The organism is Maribacter halichondriae (assembly GCF_027474825.1).
Classification (GTDB): Bacteria; Bacteroidota; Bacteroidia; order Flavobacteriales; family Flavobacteriaceae; genus Meishania; species Meishania halichondriae.
In genome coordinates, this window is record NZ_CP107030.1 from 4,202,535 (window position 1) to 4,223,916 (window position 21,382).

Consider the following 21,382-nt stretch of genomic DNA (forward strand, 5'->3'; position numbering starts at 1 on the left):
GATTTTCTATGGACAAGCAATTCTTAAGCTATGGAATAGACCGTAATGGGAAAGAATATAATAGGTATCTTGGTTAAAGAAGATAGAAAATGATATACATCGTCTAAATTAAATGCCTTATGAAATCCATTTCCAAACTATTAATACTAGTAAGCTTTTACCTTTCCGTCAATGTGCATTCACAAGAATATAAGAACGTTGACAGTTTAATTACGGAGTATAATAATCATATCAATGATACTACCAAGGTAACCCTAGGTTCGCTAATCTATCAGAATCTAAGCTTTACCAATCCAGAAGAATCATATAAATATGCCCAAGAAGCGGTTTCTATATCCAAACAAATTAAACATGAGAGCGGCCTTGGGCAAGCTTACAATAATTTGAGTTTTTATTTTTTAAATAAAGACCAACTTGATTCTGCGCTTTACTATAAAAAAAGCCTCGTTGGATATAGTCACCAGATTGCAAAATATAAGAGGTATTCTGACAGTAAATATGGGCCTTGCTGTATTGTATAACAAGAAAAATAACTTTGATAAAGCAGAAGAATACTTAAACGAGAATATAGAAATTTTTGAAAATAGAGATACAATTAAAAACGCAAGGGAAATTGACTTCAAATATATAGGATCTACTTATCATGCACTTTCGAATATTAATGTAAGGAAAGGCCAACACAATTTGGCATTGAAAAATGGGTTGAGGTCACTTGAGTTATACAAAGCGAGGGCCAAAGACCCTTTATTTGAGGCGGATGCATATTTCACCTTAGGTCAAACGGAAATGGACTTGAAAAACTATAAACAAAGCCTTGTTTACCTTGAGCAAGCATTAAAAGTCTATACCGACTTTAAAGATTTGCTTTGGGAAAGTGATGTTCTAAAAATTATTGGAGAAAACTTGGTATTGCAAAATAAGCCAGATGAGGCCCTAGAATATCTTATGCGTTGTATTGAAATTGCTAAAGAGAACAAATTTCAACTAACAGAAGCAATTGCACATAATATTTTGGGGAATGCTTATAGTGAATTAAGTCGTAATTCAGAAGCATTGCAAAGTCTAAATAAATCAGTTGAGACATACGGTAAAATGGAAAATCCAACTGAGGTTAATGAAGCATATATTAGTTTAGGTCGTTACTACAATAAGATGAACCAGCCACATCTTGCTATTCCTTATTTTGAAAAAGCAATTATAATTTCCGATAGTATTGGAGCGACCCCCATGGCCTCAGAAGCTTATTTTAACAGATCTAAATCCTTCCAACGGTTAAAGGAATATGAAAGAGCCTTAGAAGATCTCGAACTGCACACTAAATTAAAGGATAGCATATTTACAATTAAAAAGTCACAACAAATAGAGGAAATGCGAACCATTTTCGAAACCGAAAAAAAGGAAGCAGAAATCGCACTTCAACAGGAAGAAATCAAAAACCTTTACCAGGAAGTCGAAATCAGCAATCTCAGAAAAGGCCTTTATGCAGGTGGCATGGCCTCTGCCCTAGCCTTATCTGGGCTTTTGGTCTTTGGCTTTCGACAACGTACCAAAAAGAATAGAATAGCTAGGGAAAAACAAGAAGAAATCTACAGACAAGAAATTGCCCATAAAAAGAAGGAACTCACTTCACAAACGCTTCATTTAGTGCAGAAGAACACCTTTATACAAGAATTGATGGATAATTTAGAAAATGTAAAGAATTCTCCTGAAAAGTTCAAAACAGAGTTTAGGCGAATTGTCATGCTGTTAAAAAAAGAGAATGCCTCTGACAAAGACTGGGAAGTATTTAAGACCTATTTTGCCGAAGTTCATAATGACTTTGATCAAAAGTTAAAGACAATCTATGCCGATATTTCCGAGAAAGAAATTCGTCTGGCCGCTTTTTTACGCATGAATTTAACCACCAAAGAGATAGCGGCTACTTTAAATGTACTACCAGATAGCATACTGAAATCAAAATATCGACTTAAAAAGAAACTAAATCTTGATAAGGATACCGATTTGACCAGTTTCTTAAATACCTTATAAAATTCACTACGACCATTTTTACCTATTGTATCTTTGCATTGTGAAAAAAGACAAGAAAATCATTCTTTTTGACGGCATTTGCAATCTCTGCAACCGCTCTGTGCAGTACATCATAAAAAGGGACAAAAAGGACGTCTTCCGCTTTACGGCCTTGCAAAGTGAGATTGGCGAAAAGTTGGTTTCTGAACGCAAAATCGATACGTCAAAAGTGGATTCCATTATTCTTATCGATCCGGGAGTTGCCTATTATACCAAATCGGAAGCCGCTATCGAGATTGCCAAAGAGATTGGTGGGTTATGGTCGGTGTTCCGCCTGTTTCAATGGGTTCCCGCTTCTATCCGAAATATCGTATACGATTTTGTGGCACGTAATCGGTATTCTTGGTACGGCAAAAAGGACCAATGTATAGTTCCTACCCCCGAAATAAAGGCCAAATTTCTCTAACTTCAAAACTTAGTTAAGTACGGCATCCAAAGCATCAAAATATACCTTCTCAAAGTTTGAAAGATTATTGTGCCCACCACCATCGATAGGATAGAATTTCTTGCTCGGGGCCACAGAAAGCCTAAACAATTTTTCTCCATGGTCAAAGGGAACCAGATTGTCGGAAGTTCCATGGATAATATGGATCGGAACACCGATTACTTCAACGTTTTGAAGATTTTGGAACTTATATTTCAGCAAAAGTCCTGCAGGAAGATAAGGATATTGATTTCTAGCGATATCCAAAAGACTGGTCGGGGTCGATTCCAAAATCAACCTGTGAGGATTTGTTTCCTTTGCAATGTGCGTAGCAAAAAAACCGCCTAAAGACCGGCCAAAGATACTTATCTGATTTTCAGTAAAGTGTCTCTTGCAGTATTCATAGAACAGGAAACCATCGTTCAACATTAAATCTTGGCGTCTCTTGCCCTTACTTTTTCCGTAACCACGATAATCCCAGATAACGACATCATATTGATATCTATTGGAAAGTTCTTGTGCCCAATTGCCCCAATCATCCAATTGGCCCGCATTGCCGTGGCAATATAAAATAACACCTTTTGGATTTTCTTGCCTGAAATGAAGGCCATTGAGCACTGCCCCATCCTCTGCGGAAAGAAAAAGCTCTTCAAACTCCGATTCAAATTGAAAAACATAATCTTGAGGGATTTCACCGCTATGAAAAATCAGTTTTTCCTGAAAAAAGTATAACATGGTCAATACAACAATTATTGATAGTACTAAAAACTTTAAAAAACGTATTAACCGTCTCATCTTAACGTTTTTTTCTTCTAAAGTTGAGGCTACTGGTCTTTGGGTCTATTTCTTTTGGAAGTTTGGCGTGCAAAATCTCGTCTAAAAACCGATGGTACTGCGGAAAGGTGTGCAAATTGTTGTGTCCGCCTCCAATAATGGGGTACAACCGTGTGCGTTCAGCATTTATCTTCGAAAGTTTTATGCTGGTCTTGAACGAAATCAGTTTATCATTGGTGCCATGTATTATTTTTATAGGACACTTCACATACTGGATCCATTTGTAGGTTTTAATCGGAAAACGCATGATAATGGACAAGGGCATGACCAACATATAGCGTTTGGCCATGTGTGCCATGCTATAATACGGGGCATCTAGCACCACCATTCTTGGGTTGTTGGTAGAAGCGAGCTTTGTAGCGAAACCTGAGCCTAAAGACCTTCCATAAAGTACGATATACTCCTCTTTGACCTGTTTTTTGAGTTCGTCATAAACGTATTGCAGGTCTTTTTTGATACCCTCTTCTGTGCGGATGCCGGTACTTTTCCCAAATCCGCGGTAATCGACCATCAAGACATCGAACCCGTGACGGGTAAAGTCGATGGCAAATTTCCCCCATCCTTTTAAACTCCTTGAATTACCCTTTAGGTAAAGCACAATACCCTTGGGTCTCCGAACTTTGAAATGCACGCCATTGAGATTGACACCATCGGCCACTTCGATATTGTATTCGTCAAAAATCTGATTTTCGTACTTGAACTCGAAGTCCTCAGGAAGTTTTTCGGGTTTGAAAATAAGACGCTCCTGTAAAAAATAGGCGGCTATGTTCAGCAGAATAAATACCGCCGTGCCAATCGAAGCTATCAGGAGCCAGTTCATCTATCTTACTTCATCTAAATGATCGTCCCAATTCTGGGCTTTTGGATTATCATGCAACTTTCCGACCGATTTAGCTACAATCGTAGCAACGGTAGCATCACCAGTAATATTCACGACCGTTCGTAACATATCTAGAGGCCTATCTACAGCAAATATCAAGGCGAGACCAATTGCATATTTATCCGGTGGAAATCCAACAGATTCCAAAACGATCACCAACATGACCATTCCTGCTCCCGGTACGGCAGCCGTACCGATCGAGGCCAACAGGGCTGTAAGAACAATGGTCAACTGTGCACTTAAAGGAAGGTCGAAACTAAGTGCTTGTGCGATAAAAACAGCTGCAATGCCCTGGTAAAGACTTGTGCCATCCATATTGACCGTAGCACCAACGGGGAGTACGAAACTTGAAACCTCCTTATCGACACCGATATGTTCTTCCACCCTTTCCATGGTTACCGGTAAAGTCGCGGCACTTGAACTGGTCGAAAACGCTAGCAGCTGGGCTGGACTTAGTTGTTTTAAAAACCAAAATGGGTTCTTTTTCGCGAAAACCGAAACCAAAACACAGTAGAAAACGATCATCAAGAACAGTCCTAAAACCACTACTCCCGCATACTTGAGCAAGGCCAATAAAATTTCCGGGTCGCTCGATGAAACCACAACGTTTGCCAACAGGGCAAAAACCGCAAAAGGCGCTGAAAGCATTATCAAATCGACCATTTTCAAAACCACATCATTAAGGGAATCGAAAAAATCCTTTAATGGTTTGGCTTTTTCTTCCCCGATCAACAGCATTGAAATTCCCATGAAAATGGTAAAGAAAATAACCTGTAACATCAATTGATTATTCCCTAGGGCACCAACCGCGTTATCGGGAACCATGTCTTCCAAAAATTTCAAAGGTCCGCTTTCCTTTTGGCGCGAAGCTTCTTCAAGTTTGGCCGTTACCCCCTCGTCATTGGCATAAGTCGATGTCAGTTTTTCGATAGTTTCTTCAGAGATACCATTCCCAGGTTCCATCAGGTTTACTAAAACCAGACCCAATATTATGGCTACCGTTGTGGTACCAATGTAAATGCCAATCGTTCGCAATCCAATATTCCGAAATTTCGATATATCCTTTAAATCAGAGATACCTTTTATCAAAGACGCTAGAATCAGCGGTACGGCAATAAGTTTAAGTAATTTGATAAAGATGGTACCAAGAGGGGCAATCCAATCGGTGACAAACTCCTTACCCCAATCGAAATAGGTCATTCCGAAGCCGAAAAGCAGCCCCAAGACCATTCCAATCATTATCTGCCAATGCAATTCGAGCTTCCTCATAAAAGTTTAGTTTGATTATGCCGGGTAAGATACCATTTTGCAAGGTAATGTGCCAAAAAAGAGAATTTATAGCTTGATCGTACGATTCAACAATGTAAAATCGGCCAGAACCAATGCCATCATTGCCTCAACAATAGGCACGGCCCTTGGTACGACACAGGGATCGTGACGCCCTTTACCTTGGGTCTGGACTTTATTGCCCTCTTTATCAATGGTCTCGTACGGTTGGATAATGGTCGCTACCGGTTTGAAAGCAATATTAAAGTAAATATCCATACCGTTGCTTATACCCCCTTGAATACCACCACTATAGTTGGTTTTTGTAGTGCCATCTGAATTGAATTGGTCATTATGTTCCGAACCTTTCATTTTGACTCCTTCAAAGCCACTGCCATATTCAAAACCCTTGACGGCATTGATGGACAGCATGGCCTTGCCCAATTCAGCATGGAGCTTGTCAAAAACAGGCTCTCCCAAACCAATAGGCACGTTACGGGCCACACAAGTAATGACCCCACCAATGGTATCACCCTCTTTTCGGACATCTTTGATATGTGCCTCCATCCTTTCTGCCGTTTCTGGATCCGGACAACGAACGGGGTTAGATTCGGTCAGGGACAAATCAAGGTCTTGGTAACTTTTTTCCAGTTTTAGCGCACCGACTTGCGAGACAAAGGCATTAATTTTTATATCCTTTAAAAATTGTTTTGCAATGGCGCCGGCCACTACCCTACTAGCCGTTTCGCGTGCCGAACTTCGGCCGCCTCCGCGATAATCACGAAATCCGTATTTCTGGTCATAGACATAATCGGCATGTGACGGGCGGTACGAATCCTTAATGTGTGAATAGTCCTTTGATTTTTGATTTGTATTTCTAATTTGAAAGCCGATTGGGGTTCCGGTGGTCTTTCCCTCAAAAATTCCGGATAGGAATTCTACTGTATCCGGTTCTTTACGTTGGGTTACTATGGCCGACTGTCCAGGTTTTCTTCTATTCAACTCCAATTGAATCGCATCAGGGTCGATCTCAATTCCTGAAGGACATCCATCTAGAACACCTCCGATGGCAATGCCATGCGATTCTCCGAATGTGGTTAGTTTAAATAAATTTCCAAAGGAATTCCCCGCCATATTTTTGTTGGTTATTTAGACACCTCAAAGGTAATTTTAAATCGATAGATATGGAAATCAATTGAGGAGGGCATCTTTTAATATTGATATTGGATGCAAAGCCTGCCTTTGTGTGCCATCATAGATTTGATGTCTACAACTTGTACCATTGGCAGCTATGATAACATCTTCCTTGGATTTTCGTATCGAGGGAAACAGCTTCAACTCCCCAATTTGCATACTCGCTTGGTAATGTTCCTTCTCATAACCAAAGGAACCGGCCATTCCACAACATCCTGAAGTGATGATGGATACCTTATAATTTTCCGGAAGATTGAGCATGTCAAAAGTCACTTTTTGATTGCTCAAGGCCTTTTGGTGACAATGGCCATGAATCTTAATGGTTCGGTATTCATTATTAAAACTTTCAGCTGTCAGTTCGCCTTTCTGTATCTCTTGCGAAAGAAATTCTTCTATTAAAAAACAGTTATTCGCGATAGCGTTCGTCGTTTCGGAATCACTTGAAAAGCGTTTATATTCATCCCTAAAGGTCAAGATTGCCGAAGGTTCTAGTCCAATTAGGGGAATTTGACCATCCGCGAACTCCTTTAATTTCGGAATATTCTTCAAAGCCAAGGTCTTGGCCTGTTTTAAAAAACCCTTAGAGATATAGGTGCGCCCACTTTCTGCATAAAAAAGACTGACATCATAACCCAACCTGATTAACACTTCAATTGCGTCTTTTCCTAGATCAACATCTAAAAACTTTGTGAACTCATCGATGTATAAAAAAATCTTTTTATTTGATGCAACATTTTTATTTTTAAATGATTGCAATAATTTATCGAAATCAAAACTATAAACATTTGGAAGGCTACGCTGCTTGGCAACTCCGACCGATTTTTTCAGCAAACCTCCGAAAACACTTGAGGAATACATCGCGTTAGTAAGTCCTGAAAACCTACTTGCGAATCGGTTCAATTTTGTGTTGTGCGCAAATAGTCTGGCACGTAAAGGATATCCGTTCGCTTCTTGATATTGATATTGAAATTCCGCCTTCAAAGTGGCCACATCGACATTGCTAGGGCATTCGCTACCACAGGCCTTGCAACTCAGGCAAAGATCAAAAACTTCTTTCAACTCTTTTTGGTCGAATTTGTTCTTCTGCTCAGAATGGGTCAGGAACTCACGTAGGGCATTGGCCCTACCACGGGTAGTGTCTTTTTCATTTTTCGTGGCGTGATAGCTTGGGCACATTGTGCCTGACATATGATGTGTCTTTCTGCAGTCTCCGCTACCATTACATTTTTCGGCTGCTTTAAGGATACCCTCGCTATCAGAAAAATCCATAATAGTTTCGATTACAGGTTCTTCACGGTCGATTTGGTAACGCAAGGATTCATCCATGGGATAGGCATCCACAATTTTTCCTGGATTGAAGATGTTGTGGGGGTCAAAATAGGATTTTATCCGTTTTAGCAACTCATAGTTTTCCTCCCCGATCATCAAAGGAATAAATTCCGCGCGAACAATGCCGTCACCATGCTCGCCACTAAATGAGCCCCTGTATTTTTTGGTAAGTTTGGCAACATCGGTGGTAATCTTTCTAAAAAGGGCTACATCGTCTGATTTTTTGAGGTTCAAAATAGGTCGCAAATGAAGTTCTCCCGCCCCTGCATGGGCATAATAGACCGCATCTTGCCCATAATCTTTCATGATTTGGGTAAACTCCCCTATAAAGTCCTTTAGATCTTCGAGGGCTACCGCAGTATCTTCTATGCACGCGACAGCCTTACGGTCTCCAACGATATTGCCTAAAAGGCCCAATCCAGCATTTCGTAGCTCCAAGGCCTGATTGATTTCCGGCCCTTTCAATATCGGACTAGCATAACTCAATCCTGAAGAGTCTATAGTGCTTAGCAGTTCTTTTAATTGTTGTTTCAATCCCGTTTCGGTATGATCTTTAACCTCCAACATGAGCAAGGCCGCAGGATCTCCTTCAACAAAAAAGCGATTCTTAAGCTGCTCTCTATTATTTTTGGTGCAATCGAGAATCACCTTGTCCATCATTTCACAGGTGTGTAGATTATGATTCATTACGGGAACAACATCTTTCAAACAATCTTCAAGCCTTTCATAATGCGCGACCACCATAGCCGATAATTTAGGGGGCAGCTCGTCCAATTGCAATGTAATTTCGGTGGTAAAGGCCAATGTGCCTTCGCTACCACTTAGTAGTTGACAGAGGTTGACATAATCGTTCGAGCCTCCGAACGGTTTGAATGCCAGTAAGGCGTCAATGGCATACCCGGTATTTCTCCGATGGATTTCCGGTTTAGGAAATTGGTCGATAATGTCTTTTTGTAACTTTTTATTGGTTAGTTCTTTATATATATTCCTATAAATCGATGCTTCAAATGTATTGTCGTATTGTTTTTTGTCGAAATCGGGTTGAGTGAGTATGGAGAACTCCGCTTCGGTGCCATCGGCAAGAAGGGTTTTGAGGGCTAATACTTTATTTCGAGTAACCCCATATTGAATGGAGGTGGTTCCTGAGGAGTTGTTGCCGACCATCCCTCCTATCATACAACGGTTCGATGTAGACGTATTTGGGCCGAAAAACAATCCAAAGGGTTCTAAATATTGGTTCAATTCATCACGAATTACCCCGGGCTGGACTGTTACTTGTTTTTTATCCTTATCAAGTGAAACGATATTCGTAAAATATTTCGAAATATCCACTACGATACCATCTCCTACACACTGTCCGGCCAGCGAAGTTCCGGCGGTTCTTGGTATAAGACCGATTTTGTTTTGTCGAGCAAATCGAATAAGTTTTTGAATATCGGCAATCGTCTTCGGGAAGGCCACAGCCATCGGTGTCTTTCGATAAACAGAGGCATCCGTTGAATATAGGGCGGTCACTAGAGCACCTTGCTGAACATCCCCATCAAGACCATTCCCTAAATCATTTAACAACTTTTCTATCAAGACAGACAATTTTAGGTGCTAAATTAAGTTTTTACTCTTGAACCCTATGTTTTAAAAGTTTAAACTTTATTCTAGACTATATGAAAATCACAAAATTAGTTTCTTTACTTATTTTTTTCGCTACATGTACCATCGGAGCGCAGGAAATCGCGGATCACGCTCTTGGGCTTCGTCTTGGTGATAGCGATGGCTTCGGAGCCGAAATTTCATATCAAAAATCGATTGGCCGATATACCAGGGCTGAAATAGATTTTGGTTGGCGCGACAGCAGAAGATATGATGCCTTCAAGCTCGCCGCCCTTTATCAATGGGTGCGTAGTATTGATGGAGGATTTCAGTGGTATTATGGTGTTGGTGGCGGCTTGGGAAGTGTTAGTTTTGAGCCTACATTGCAAAATAATCTCCCGTATCAAGCTGACGGCGGACTATTCGTTTTTGCCGCTGGAGATGTTGGTATCGAATATAAATTTGATTTTCCCCTATTATTATCCTTGGACTTCAGACCCGAAATTGGGATTTTAGGATATAGTGACTTCAATGATAGCTTTGATTTTGATATAGCTTTGGGCGTTCGTTACACCTTCTGAGAAAATATATTAAATTGCTATTTGGCCCTTGTTCCGTTGAAGTCAAGGGCTTTTTTTATATCCTATTATATACCTACCTTTGCGATTCTAAAAATGAAAAAAATGAAAAAATTTTTATTGTCCTTGGGAATTGTACTTGCCATCATGGCCTGCAATCAAAAACCTGATGGATATACATTAAAGGGAAATCTGACCGGCGAGGTCGAAAACGGCACCCAAGTATTTCTAAGAAAAATGGGCGATAACATGCAGCCCGTAGATATAGACACTACAACCATTGAAAATGGCCAGTTTACTTTTTCCGGGGCGTCTGTTGATTCCCCTGAAATGCATTTTCTCTTCGTGGATAAATTGTTGGGATACACCGCCGTAATTCTAGAAAATGGAGAGGTTCAAATAACAGCGCATAAAGACAGTCTTTCTGGTGCAGAAACAAAAGGAGCACCTCAAAACGACTATTTTGCCAAATACATGGATAATTCAAGGGCCCTATCAAAACAAGCCATGTCCATTCAAAATGATATTCAACAAGCTACCATGGGCCAAGACCAGGCCGTATTGACTTCGTTGAACGAGGAGATGGCCGATTTACAGGAACAAGCGCAGGCCTATGAGCTTACGTATATCAACGAAAATCCAGACGCTTTAATTTCCGTTTTATTGCTTGAAAGGGTTATTACCTCGCGACAACTTCCTTATGAGGAGGTACAGGCCATGTATGATGGGATTTCTCCCGAAATAAAGGAAACTTCGGCGGCAAAAAAGGTCGTAGAGCAACTTGAACAATTGAAACAACGTGCTGAATCTGAAAAAAATACGGAAGTCGGCGCAAAAGGCTCCCCAGTTTTCGGGTCCAACGCCTGATGGAAAAACACTCGCCTTGAACGATGCAATGGGCAAAGTAACCCTTATCGATTTCTGGGCGGCATGGTGCAAGCCTTGTCGGGCTGAAAACCCGAATGTAGTTCAAGTCTATAAAAAATATCATGAAAAGGGACTTAACATCGTCGGAGTGTCTTTGGACAAAACGGCCGAGGATTGGAAAAAAGCCATCCAAGATGACGGATTGACTTGGAATCAAGTATCCAACTTGGCATATTTTAACGACCCGATTGCGAAGTTGTACAATGTAGATGCCATTCCCGCTGCATTTCTAATCGATGAAAACGGGGTCATTGTAGGCAAAAATTTAAGAGGTCAAGCTTTGGAAGAAAAAGTGGCAGAGCTACTGAACTAATAAAAATATAAGCTAAATAACAAGGCCCGATGTTCGAACATCGGGCCTTGTTATTTTATTTATGAAATGAAACTTATTTAGAACTTATTCTGAACATCAACAAAGTTTCCAGTAACGTCGACAGTTCCTGTTTTTTTAACACTTCCGAAAATGTTCACCACAGAGGAAGAGCCCAAGAACTCGACCTTGGCACCGTCTTCTAGTATTAGATCACCATAAATCGTTAGGTTTCCTTCCACTCTGAATATCGCGTTTTTTCCAACGGTGATATTTTTCCGCTTATTATTGCGACCGACCACAAAAGTTCCGTTCATTTCAAAAAGACCATTATCCGCGATGGTATTGCTATTGTTGGTTGTCCATGACCCACAGAGCAACAGAGAGCCTTCTACATTAATTCTGTTGAATCTTTTAGCTCCGCGATACTCTTTGGTATCACCTTGGGACACGGTTAGATTGGCACTGCCCTCATATGCCAAAAGGGATGCACAGCGTGAAACGAGACTTTCGCTAGGTCTGTTCAATTTAATTATTTGAAGCCCTTCCTTTCCAGAAGCTGCAAAAGCGTAGTCTCCGTTTGAGGCAACGAAATTGATCGATCCGTCCAATTCTATGATTCCGACCAATTCGGTTCCGTTATCCTGCTCTTCAGAGAGACATAGCCCTGCTCCGCCGTTGGCCATAAGCATCATATCTTCGTTAATTGCTACTGCATTGGTAACGACATCGCTTGTCGCTACTCCTTCAGGGTTGATCAATATCGGTATATACTCCAAGAGATTTCCCGTAGTGGCATCGTATACTCCGGCACCTTTTGACCCTTCAGAAACGATTATATTTTCAGTAGAAAAGTCCAAAGTTCTTTTTGAGGCATTTCCGAAATCGGAATCGATTGGAATTTCTTTAGTAATGTTCAAGCTTTGGTCCAATAGGCTAACTCCTTTTGAAGCATCCAGCGCAGCAATGACACCATTTTTGGAGACCACTGAACGTAAGTCCGGAAAAGGCAACTCATTCTGAATTGTTAGACTTCCTTTATCGTACACAGTCAAAAATCCGTCTTTACCACTTGAAACGATTACGGAATTTGCGGTTATGGTAATATCGGTGGCATTGAATCCTTCCTGAAAACCATAGGTGATACCTGCACCGATATCCATTTTTCCATTGGAAGCCGGAATACGGGCTACAAAGGAGTTCGAGGTTGCACGAACCGACTTTTCTGAGTCCACACCTCCTACGGCATAAACATATCCATTCTCATATTTAATGGAATTGATGTCCGCATTGACATAATATAATCTTGAAGTAACTCGGGGTTTGTTCGGGTCGCTGACATCTATGATATCGATACCCCCTACATAACCATCTTCGACAGTGTTATATGAAACATAGGCATAATCACCTTCAACAAAGACATGCGAAGCGGTAAGATTTTCTCCACCATTGAAGGATGGCGGCTTAACTTGGGCCACAAGGGTCAAGGGGTAGTCACCCGCCTGTTCGTTCTTGGCGGTCAGTGAAAATTTTCCAGTAACGCCATCTTCCTCATAGATATCGAGTACTCCAGATTTGTCATACGCAATACTATTCTCTAATATGGATTGGCTATTTTCTAAAAGGATGTCGTTTTGAGGATCCCTATATACCGTAGTTTCGTCACTACAGGACGCGATAAAAACTAAAGTGGTCATTGCCACTAGGGATATTCTTTTCATCATTAAGTAGGTTTTTCAATTAGATTTGGGTTCTAACGTAACGGCAAAATTAGAAAGAAGTTATATTTTCCTACTTTTTTTCGACGAACTGCATCATTAGCTCGCCATTTACGGATATCTATAGTAAAAAACAGGGCTACGGGTTAAATCTTCCCCATCTTTTCCATTATAAATAGTATTACAATAGGAACGGCAAGTAAAATGACCATCAAGGTTTCGGTAAACAGTAAGTCAGGTTTAAAGAGCAAGGTAGTAGCAAAACCACCGATGGCACCACCAAAATGCGCCGTATGTCCAATATTGCCCAATCGGCTTTTCATTCCGTATATGGAATACAATAGATAGCCAATACCCAGAATATAAGCGGGAATTGGAATGGGAATAAACATGATGCCTAATTGCATATCAGGTTCCAATAAAATGGCAGCGTACAGAACACCTGTCACGGCGCCACTTGCCCCGACCGCACTATAATAAGGTTCGTTTTTATGAAAGAAAAGCGCCAAAAGACTGCCGGCAAGTAGACTGACAAAATAGATGATCAAAAATTTTCCGGCCCCGAACCAATTGATTACCCGATCCGCAAAAAAATAAAGCGTAATCATATTGAATAGCAAATGGGTGAAATCCACATGCAGAAAACCAGAAGTTAGCATACGTACTTTCTGTCCTGCACGAATAGGTCCAATGCCAAATTTGTAACGTTCGAAGAAAGACTGGTCGTTAAACCCTTTTAAGGAAACCAGTACGTTGGCCGCGATAATCGCAATGGTAGCAATATGTAAATCGTACATAGGGGTAAACTTAGCTTTGGTGTCAAATATAGCTATATTTGCACATTGATAGGTCATTGCATGCAACTACTCGTCTTTATTCTGGTCTACCCGATCATTTGGCTCATTTCCATTTTACCCTATCGCCTTTTTTATGGTTTTTCGGATTTTGTATATTTCTTGGTTTACCGTGTTTTCGGATACCGCAAAAAAGTCGTTAAAGAGAATTTGAATCTTATTTTTCCAGAAAAACCGGAAGCCGAAATCAAGTGCATCGAAAAGAAATTTTATAAGCATATGTGCGATATGTTTCTGGAAATGATAAAGACGATGAATCTCTCCAAAGAAGATATTAAAAAAAGATATCACATTATCAACGTAGATGTAATTCAGGAAATTGAAAAGGAAAAGAGCATTTTGGTGCCCTGCTCTCACTATGCCAATTGGGAATGGAACGTTAGTTTAAACCTTTATGTAAAAAGTAAGGGCTACGCCGTATACCAAAAGGTAGCGAACAAGTATTTCGACAAGCTGGTCAAAGATTTGCGTTCAAAATGGAATACTATCCTTATTACCACACACGAAACCGTAAAAACGGTCATTCGGAACGAAAAAAATGGGATCACGAGTATTTACGGTATGGTCAGCGACCAATCGCCCATGGTCGTGCACGCCCATTATTGGGACAAGTTTATGGGCATTACCGTTCCTATATATAACGGTACCGAAACCTTGGCCAGAAAACTAGATTTAGCGGTGGTATTCTTAAAAGTATCAAAGGTCAAAAGAGGATTTTACCAAGCAGAGTTCATACCGATTACGGTATCAGGAAAAGAAACCGAACCCAATGAAATTACCAAAAAGTTTATCGCGCTGACCGAAGAACAAATCAGAGAACGCCCCGAACATTATCTGTGGACCCATAAACGTTGGAAGCATCGCAATAAGGTGCCAGAGGCGTTTCAATCGCCTTAATTTTTTTGGGTATGGTCTTCAATTTCATTGGTAGTCCAAAAAGTTTATTTTTATTCTTCCGTTGTCTCAAAAAACCGACCCATGGAACTACTCGAAACTCTTTACAATGAGATTATTGGCTTTTTAGGCATTTCCCAAGCTTGGGAAATTCTAAAAACCGGCGATTATAGTGTCTTTAAAACCTATGAGGGCATTGTTTCCTTGATTTACCCTATCATTCCTTTTTTATTACTACTTGAATTGATTTTAGGCTTGATTTACAAAAAACCACAAGCAAAGGTTTATAAAGTAAACTTCTTGATTTACCTCTTTAATCGTATCGTAGGCAGGTTCATTGCCATTGCGATGGTAACTTTTTTGATAGGGGTTTTACAGCCAATTGCCCTATTTCAAGCGGGCATAACTTGGTATTGGCTAATTTACGGCTATATTGTATGGGAGTTTGGGCATTTTCTCTATCACTATTGGGGCCATAAAGTCCGCCTGTTTTGGTGCTTGCATTCTACACACCATGCACCAGAGGATATGAACCTTTCCGTATCCCACGCTCACTTTTTCTTGGAAGCACCTTATGCGGATACCATCAGGACTACGGTCTGTCTCTTGTTGGGACTATCGCCCGAGCTACTCTTTTTAATCATGTTTATCGACGGCACCTACGGGGCGTTCATCCATATTGGAGAAAACTTGTTGAAAGACGGTCGTTTGGGATTCTTGAACAGAATAGTTTTGACACCTTCCCATCACCGCGTTCACCATGCAAGAAATCCACTGTATATGGACACTAATTTCTGCAACCTATTGAATGTTTGGGACAAAGTTTTCAAGACCTATCAAGACGAAGATCAAAATGTACAAATCGAATATGGCATTACCAGAAAAATGGATTCGGGGAATTTCTGGGATGTCTATTTCGGAGAAATCGGAGCCTTAGTAAAAGACGTAGTTCGCGCCCCTGGATTCATGAACAAACTGAAATATATCGTGATGCCGCCCGGTTGGCACCACGAGGGGAAACACCAAACCGCAAAAGTGGTTCGAGAAGCCTACCTGAACAAAAGTCGAATCAACCAAAGTTATCCTGAAACCGAATAGCACATTTATAAACTAAACCAATATGACCGATATTGATATCGCACGTAAAGCAGCGCTCCGACCCATCGCACAAATCGCTGAAAAATTAGGACTTCCAGAAGATTCCATAGAACCATATGGAAGGTACAAGGCTAAGATTCCCTTGAAATTTATAGATGCTACCAAAGTTGCGCAATCTAACCTCATTCTCGTTTCCGCAATATCCCCTACTCCTGCAGGTGAAGGCAAAACAACGCTGTCCATCGGATTGACAGAGGGATTGAATCGTTTGGGTAAAAAAGCTACCGTTGTGCTGCGGGAACCTTCTTTAGGGCCTGTTTTTGGTATAAAAGGAGGTGCAACTGGTGGGGGTTATTCACAAGTACTTCCCATGGAGGACATCAACCTTCATTTTACTGGGGATTTTGCGGCCATTGAGAAGGCACACAATTTGTTATCGGCGATAATCGATAATAACATACAAAGCAAAACTACTTCTTTGAATCTTGACCCCAGAACCATTTCATGGAAACGGGTCATCGACATGAACGACCGTTCGCTACGTCAAGTCATCGTTGGCTTGGGAGGTACAGGTTCAGGTATTCCAAGAGAAACTGGATTCGATATCACTGCGGCCTCTGAAATCATGGCGATTCTTTGTTTGGCCAATGATCTGATGGATTTAAAAAAACGCCTAGGCAACATTTTCATTGGATACACTTTTGACAAAACTCCGATTTATGCCCGAGATTTAAAAGCCGAAGGCGCGAAGACCGCTTTGTTGAAGGATGCCATACAACCCAATTTGGTACAGACCATAGAAGGAAACCCCGCAATCATTCATGGTGGGCCTTTTGCCAATATCGCACAGGGTACCAATTCGGTCATTGCGACCCGAATGGGGATGACTTTTTCCGATTATACCATTACCGAAGCCGGATTCGGTTTTGACCTAGGTGCGGAAAAGTTTTTCGATATCAAATGCCAAAGTGCGGGATTATCACCCAAAGCAGTTGTGTTGACAACTACCATACGTGCTTTGAAGTACCATGGCGGGGCAAAATTAGACGAACTCACTATTGAAAATTTGGAAGCTTTGGAGAAGGGAATTCCCAATCTGGAAAAGCACATCGAGAATATCAAGCAATTCAATGTCAAGCCCATCATCGCCATCAACCGTTTTGTATCCGACTCCGATGCTGAAATCGAATTGATATGGGAAACTGCCAAACGTTTAGGCATTCAAGTGGCTTTAGCGGATGTTTGGGCAAAAGGTGGTGAAGGTGCTCTGGAACTTGCCAAAAAAGTAGTGGAAATTGCAGAAGCTTGTAACCAACAATTTAAACCCATGTACCCATGGGAAATGTCCGTAAAGGATAAAATCAAAACCATCGCCACTAAAATATACGGCGCTGAACATGTAGATTATGCCAGTCAGGCCTTACGAGATTTAAGAACCATTCATGATTTAGGCTTGAATGAATTGCCCATATGCATTGCGAAGACTCAAAAATCTCTCTCGGACAACCCGAAACTATTGGGTAGACCGAAGAACTTTATCATTACGGTTCGGAATATTGAGATTGCTGCTGGGGCGGGATTTTTAATTCCTATTACGGGGAATATTATGCGTATGCCGGGGCTTCCTCCAAAACCTGCTTCTGAGCATATTGATATTGATGAACAAGGGAATATTACAGGGCTTTTCTAGTGGGTTCTATAGACCCGCAACAGTTTTTATTTCTCCAATAATACGATCTGCAAGTCCGTCTGCCACTGATTGGCTTTTTGCTTCTGTATAAATACGAATAATAGGTTCGGTATTCGATTTGCGAAGGTGTACCCAGTTTTCCGGGAAATCGATTTTTACGCCGTCGATAGTGGAAATATCTTCGTTTTGGTATTTTTCGGCCATAGCTTTAAGAATTCCATCTACATCCAAACCAGGAGTCAATTGAATTTTCTTTTTGCTCATAAAATACGAAGGGTAGCTAGCCCGAAGTTCGGCTACGGTACCTCCTTTTTCGGCCATCAACATTAAGAACAAAGCCGTGCCGACTAAAGAATCACGACCGTAATGACTTTCAGGGTAAATGATGCCCCCGTTACCTTCGCCACCGATTATGGCATTTGTGGCTTTCATTGTAGTGACCACGTTTACTTCGCCCACCGCAGCGGCTTCATAAGTACCTCCGTGCTTTTCAGTAATATCTCGCAATGCTCTTGAAGACGATAAATTTGAAACGGTGCTACCTTTGGTCTTTCCCAAAACATAATCTGCACAGGCGACCAAGGTATATTCCTCGCCAAACATCTCGCCGTCATTGCTGATAAAGGCCAAGCGATCTACATCGGGATCTACAACGATACCGAAATCGGCATTTTCTTTAACCACTAGTTCACAAATATCTCCCAAGTGTTCTTTCAACGGTTCAGGGTTATGAGGAAAATGTCCCGTTGGATCACAATACAGTTTTACGACTTCTACGCCTAAGGCCTCCAAAAGCTTGGGTATGGCAATTCCCCCTGTTGAATTCACCCCGTCCACAACCACTTTAAATTTGGCCTTTCGAATGGTATCCGCATCGACCAAGGACAGATTCAAAACTTCATCGATGTGAATGTCGATGTAAGCATCGTTTTTGGTAATACTTCCTAAATCATCGACTTCCGCGAAAGTGAAGTCTTCTTTTTCGGCAATCTCTAAAATCAATGCTCCTTCTGCCGCATTTAAAAACTCCCCTTTTCGTTCAGCAATTTCAACGCGTTCCATTGTTTGGGGTTATGGCTTGCGGTCAAAATGATACCGCCATCGGCATTCTCCAACGGAACCGCAATTTCAACAGTTGGTGTCGTCGAAAGATCTAGGTCGATGACATCGATGCCTAATCCGACCAAAGTTGAGACTACGAGATTTTGTATCATTTCACCAGAGAGGCGGGCATCACGCCCGATGACCACTTTCAAATCGTTTTTGTTTGAATACTCCTTCAACCAGTTACCATAGGCGGCCGCAAATTTCACGGCATCTATGGGGGTCAGGTTATCCCCTGGTTTCCCTCCAATGGTTCCGCGTATTCCTGAAATCGATTTGATTAGTGTCATAAGTCTTGAAAAGTTTTTGCAAATATAAACGGTTGCAGTATAAACCTATTGCGCTTCTTTGTAAATTATGCCGATGAATTTTTTGGCACATATTTATCTATCCTTCGGGGATGATGAAATTACCTTGGGAAACTTTATAGCCGATAGTATTCGGGGCAACAAGTTCAAGCATCTTCCGGCTAGGGTTCAGCAAGGTATTGTTTTGCATCGCGATATTGATACCTATACCGATGCGCACTACATCCCTAAAATAAGCAGCAAACGTCTACATAAAAACTACAGTCATTATAGTAGGGTCATCGTTGATATTTTTTACGACCATTTTTTGGCCAAAAACTGGAACTCCTATTCCGATACACCTTTGGATGTGTTCGTAGAGCACTTCTATGATTTATTAGAGGACAACTACGAAATACTACCAGATGGGGTGAAACGGATGATGCCCTATATGATCTCCGATAATTGGATCTACAACTATTCCAAAATGGAAGGCATTGGTAGAGTTTTAAGCGGAATGAACCGCAGGACAAAGAACAAATCGAAAATGAACTTTGCCATTTTGGACCTCGAAGAACATTACGAGGCGTTCGAAACGGAGTTTACCGATTTTTTTGAAGAATTGATTATCTTTTCCCGCCAGAAATATATATCCTTATGAAGAAATTTTTATTCCTGCTTCTTCCTCTCCTACTCTTTTAAATTGCAGAAAACAGCCAGCCGCACCGACTGGGTTGGTTACCGAAAATGCGATGGTCGTATCGGCCCGCGTCGAGGCTTCCCAAATAGGTTCCGATATTTTGGCAAAGGGCGGAAACGCCTTTGATGCTATGGTAGCGACCGAAATGGCCTTAGCCGTAACCTACCCTTTTGCCGGTAATTTAGGGGGTGGCGGATTTATGGTATACCGCAAAAGTAATGGTGATGTTGGGGGAATCGATTACCGAGAAAAAGCACCCTTATCGGGCCACAAGGATATGTATCTGGATTCCCTTGGCAAGGTAATTCCCGATATGAGTACCAAAGGTGCTACCGCGGTCGGGGTACCGGGTACGATAGCCGGAATCTTCGAAGTACATGAAAAATTCGGTTCGCTTTCCATGGAAGAATTACTCGCACCGGTCATCGCCTTGGCCGAAAAAGGGGTTGTGGTGACCGAAAACCAGGCCAATCGCTTCGAAAATTACCGGGAATCAATTTTGGAAGTCAACGACGGAATTACCAGTTTTCCTATTGGATGCAAGGCCGGAGACACGCTTAAATATCCCGTTTTGGCCAATACGCTCCGAAGAATTTCCAAAGAAGGGCGTGACGGATTTTATAAAGGCGAGACCGCCAAAATACTTTCGAATTTTATTCAGGAAAAAGGAGGTTTTATCACCGAGGAAGACTTGGCAAAGTATGAGGCCAAATGGCGACAACCCATCATTTTCAATTATAAGGATTTAAAGATTATTTCCATGAGTCCGCCCAGTAGCGGAGGAGTGACCATCAATCAGATTTTCAAGATGATGGAGCCTTATGATATTGCTGAATTCGGACATAACTCCGCAAAAACGATTCAATTGTTCACCGAAGCTTCCCGCAGGGCCTACGCCGACCGAAATTATTTTTTGGGAGATCCCGATTTTGTTGAAATTCCGTTAGATGTACTTTTGAGTCAATCCTATTTAATGGAAAGAATGGAAAATTTCTCCTTTGATTCGGCAACGAAATCGGCCGATGTTAGTCATGGGGAAATCGAAATCTTGGAGAGTATGGAAACGACCCACTACTCCATCATCGATGCCGAAGGAAACGCCATTTCCGTCACCACGACATTGAACGGGGCCTATGGCTCCAAACTCTATTGTGACGAACTGGGCTTCTTTCTCAACAATGAAATGGACGATTTCAGTGCCAAGCCCGGTGTACCAAATATGTTCGGACTCATAGGGGCGGATGCGAACAGTATCGCGCCCGAAAAAAGGATGCTCAGCAGCATGACTCCAACGATTGTTGAAAAAGACGGACAATTATATATGGTCGTCGGCACCCCAGGAGGTTCTACGATCATTACCGCGGTAGCTCAAACGATTCTGAATACTTATGAATTCAATATGAGCATGCAAGAGTCGGTAAACGCCCCCGTTTTCATCATCAATGGTTACCGGATATGGTCATTTTCGAACCCGAAGGGTTTTCGGACACACTCAAAAAAGAACTAGAAACAAAAGGCTATATCATCAATCAAGACCGTACTCCGATCATTGGGAAGGTAGACGCTATTCAGGTATTGCCCGACGGTCGCCTTGAAGGTGGTGCCGATAAACGCGGCGACGACACTGCCGTAGGCTTCTAA

At 41.4% G+C, this 21,382-nt stretch carries 17 protein-coding genes and 2 pseudogenes; 11 read left to right on the top strand and 8 right to left on the bottom strand.

What is annotated here, in order from left to right:
- The first annotated feature begins 119 nt into the window (after positions 1-119).
- The 3 genes from N8A86_RS19740 to N8A86_RS19750 are packed head-to-tail and all read left to right on the top strand — an operon-like array spanning position 120 to position 2,473.
- Positions 120-521, top strand: coding sequence for a hypothetical protein (locus N8A86_RS19740; RefSeq protein ID WP_273566943.1), 402 nt, complete (start codon positions 120-122; stop codon positions 519-521).
- On the top strand, positions 448-2,028 hold the full coding sequence (locus N8A86_RS19745; protein ID WP_273566944.1) for a tetratricopeptide repeat protein: 1,581 nt from the start codon (positions 448-450) through the stop codon (positions 2,026-2,028). Before N8A86_RS19740 ends, N8A86_RS19745 begins: the two co-directional genes overlap by 74 nt.
- A gap of 40 nt (positions 2,029-2,068) precedes the next feature.
- The gene (locus N8A86_RS19750; RefSeq protein ID WP_273566945.1) at positions 2,069-2,473 is read left to right on the top strand and encodes a thiol-disulfide oxidoreductase DCC family protein; all 405 of its coding nucleotides are present in this window, start codon (positions 2,069-2,071) and stop codon (positions 2,471-2,473) included.
- Positions 2,474-2,482: 9 nt separating this feature from the next.
- Here N8A86_RS19750 and N8A86_RS19755 read toward each other — a convergent pair whose 3' ends face one another.
- The 5 genes from N8A86_RS19755 to N8A86_RS19775 form a co-directional block, all read right to left on the bottom strand.
- Positions 2,483-3,286: an alpha/beta hydrolase gene (locus N8A86_RS19755; protein WP_273566946.1), complete on the bottom strand. Its 804-nt coding sequence runs from the start codon at positions 3,284-3,286 to the stop codon at positions 2,483-2,485.
- 1 nt (position 3,287) lies between these two features.
- Entirely contained in the window at positions 3,288-4,145 is an 858-nt protein-coding gene (locus tag N8A86_RS19760) for an alpha/beta hydrolase (RefSeq protein ID WP_273566947.1), read from the bottom strand.
- Positions 4,146-5,474 (bottom strand): dicarboxylate/amino acid:cation symporter, encoded by a 1,329-nt coding sequence (locus N8A86_RS19765; protein ID WP_273566948.1) that lies wholly within the window; start codon positions 5,472-5,474, stop codon positions 4,146-4,148.
- 66 nt (positions 5,475-5,540) lie between these two features.
- Positions 5,541-6,605: a chorismate synthase gene (aroC, locus tag N8A86_RS19770; RefSeq protein ID WP_273566949.1), complete on the bottom strand. Its 1,065-nt coding sequence runs from the start codon at positions 6,603-6,605 to the stop codon at positions 5,541-5,543.
- Positions 6,606-6,662: 57 nt separating this feature from the next.
- Complete coding sequence (locus tag N8A86_RS19775) at positions 6,663-9,575, bottom strand: FAD-binding and (Fe-S)-binding domain-containing protein (RefSeq protein WP_273566950.1); 2,913 nt, start codon at positions 9,573-9,575, stop codon at positions 6,663-6,665.
- An 80-nt stretch (positions 9,576-9,655) separates the two neighbouring features.
- Between N8A86_RS19775 and N8A86_RS19780 the strand changes: the two genes are divergently transcribed.
- The 3 genes from N8A86_RS19780 to N8A86_RS19790 all read left to right on the top strand — a co-directional run bounded on the left by N8A86_RS19780 (position 9,656) and on the right by N8A86_RS19790 (position 11,399).
- Positions 9,656-10,162 (top strand): hypothetical protein, encoded by a 507-nt coding sequence (locus tag N8A86_RS19780; protein WP_273566951.1) that lies wholly within the window; start codon positions 9,656-9,658, stop codon positions 10,160-10,162.
- 102 nt (positions 10,163-10,264) lie between these two features.
- Positions 10,265-11,026, top strand: a complete 762-nt coding sequence (locus N8A86_RS19785) for a DUF4369 domain-containing protein (protein ID WP_273566952.1) — start codon at positions 10,265-10,267, stop codon at positions 11,024-11,026.
- A gap of 16 nt (positions 11,027-11,042) precedes the next feature.
- Complete coding sequence (locus tag N8A86_RS19790) at positions 11,043-11,399, top strand: TlpA family protein disulfide reductase (protein ID WP_273566953.1); 357 nt, start codon at positions 11,043-11,045, stop codon at positions 11,397-11,399.
- Positions 11,400-11,476: 77 nt separating this feature from the next.
- Here N8A86_RS19790 and N8A86_RS19795 read toward each other — a convergent pair whose 3' ends face one another.
- The gene (locus N8A86_RS19795) at positions 11,477-13,120 is read right to left on the bottom strand and encodes an LVIVD repeat-containing protein (RefSeq protein WP_273566954.1); all 1,644 of its coding nucleotides are present in this window, start codon (positions 13,118-13,120) and stop codon (positions 11,477-11,479) included.
- Positions 13,121-13,260: 140 nt separating this feature from the next.
- Positions 13,261-13,911, bottom strand: coding sequence for a rhomboid family intramembrane serine protease (locus tag N8A86_RS19800; RefSeq protein WP_273566955.1), 651 nt, complete (start codon positions 13,909-13,911; stop codon positions 13,261-13,263).
- Between the two features lie 60 nt (positions 13,912-13,971).
- Between N8A86_RS19800 and N8A86_RS19805 the strand changes: the two genes are divergently transcribed.
- The 3 genes from N8A86_RS19805 (at position 13,972) to N8A86_RS19815 (ending at position 17,650) form a co-directional block, all read left to right on the top strand.
- A complete protein-coding gene (locus N8A86_RS19805) occupies positions 13,972-14,865 on the top strand; it encodes a lysophospholipid acyltransferase family protein (protein WP_273566956.1) in 894 nt (297 codons plus the stop codon).
- 81 nt (positions 14,866-14,946) lie between these two features.
- Complete coding sequence (locus tag N8A86_RS19810) at positions 14,947-15,960, top strand: sterol desaturase family protein (RefSeq protein ID WP_273566957.1); 1,014 nt, start codon at positions 14,947-14,949, stop codon at positions 15,958-15,960.
- A 22-nt stretch (positions 15,961-15,982) separates the two neighbouring features.
- Complete coding sequence (locus N8A86_RS19815) at positions 15,983-17,650, top strand: formate--tetrahydrofolate ligase (protein WP_273566958.1); 1,668 nt, start codon at positions 15,983-15,985, stop codon at positions 17,648-17,650.
- A 6-nt stretch (positions 17,651-17,656) separates the two neighbouring features.
- Here N8A86_RS19815 and glmM read toward each other — a convergent pair.
- Positions 17,657-19,044, bottom strand: a pseudogene (glmM, locus tag N8A86_RS19820) (phosphoglucosamine mutase).
- Positions 19,045-19,117: 73 nt separating this feature from the next.
- On the opposite strand from glmM, the gene N8A86_RS19825 reads away from it, so the two are divergent.
- Positions 19,118-19,702, top strand: coding sequence for an acyl carrier protein phosphodiesterase (locus tag N8A86_RS19825; RefSeq protein WP_273566959.1), 585 nt, complete (start codon positions 19,118-19,120; stop codon positions 19,700-19,702).
- A pseudogene (gene ggt, locus N8A86_RS19830) lies at positions 19,699-21,382 on the top strand (gamma-glutamyltransferase). The gene N8A86_RS19825 and the pseudogene ggt overlap by 4 nt, the downstream one beginning before the upstream one ends.

Bases quoted from the DNA above. Each gene is read 5' to 3' on its own strand.
- N8A86_RS19740 (WP_273566943.1), top strand. From the start codon at position 120: ATGAAATCCATTTCCAAACTATTAATACTAGTAAGCTTTTACCTTTCC.
- N8A86_RS19755 (WP_273566946.1), bottom strand. From the start codon at position 3,286: ATGAGACGGTTAATACGTTTTTTAAAGTTTTTAGTACTATCAATAATT.
- N8A86_RS19760 (WP_273566947.1), bottom strand. From the start codon at position 4,145: ATGAACTGGCTCCTGATAGCTTCGATTGGCACGGCGGTATTTATTCTG.
- N8A86_RS19765 (WP_273566948.1), bottom strand. From the start codon at position 5,474: ATGAGGAAGCTCGAATTGCATTGGCAGATAATGATTGGAATGGTCTTG.
- aroC (WP_273566949.1), bottom strand. From the start codon at position 6,605: ATGGCGGGGAATTCCTTTGGAAATTTATTTAAACTAACCACATTCGGA.
- N8A86_RS19780 (WP_273566951.1), top strand. From the start codon at position 9,656: ATGAAAATCACAAAATTAGTTTCTTTACTTATTTTTTTCGCTACATGT.
- N8A86_RS19785 (WP_273566952.1), top strand. From the start codon at position 10,265: ATGAAAAAATTTTTATTGTCCTTGGGAATTGTACTTGCCATCATGGCC.
- N8A86_RS19795 (WP_273566954.1), bottom strand. From the start codon at position 13,120: ATGATGAAAAGAATATCCCTAGTGGCAATGACCACTTTAGTTTTTATC.
- N8A86_RS19800 (WP_273566955.1), bottom strand. From the start codon at position 13,911: ATGTACGATTTACATATTGCTACCATTGCGATTATCGCGGCCAACGTA.
- N8A86_RS19805 (WP_273566956.1), top strand. From the start codon at position 13,972: ATGCAACTACTCGTCTTTATTCTGGTCTACCCGATCATTTGGCTCATT.
- N8A86_RS19810 (WP_273566957.1), top strand. From the start codon at position 14,947: ATGGAACTACTCGAAACTCTTTACAATGAGATTATTGGCTTTTTAGGC.
- N8A86_RS19815 (WP_273566958.1), top strand. From the start codon at position 15,983: ATGACCGATATTGATATCGCACGTAAAGCAGCGCTCCGACCCATCGCA.
- N8A86_RS19825 (WP_273566959.1), top strand. From the start codon at position 19,118: ATGAATTTTTTGGCACATATTTATCTATCCTTCGGGGATGATGAAATT.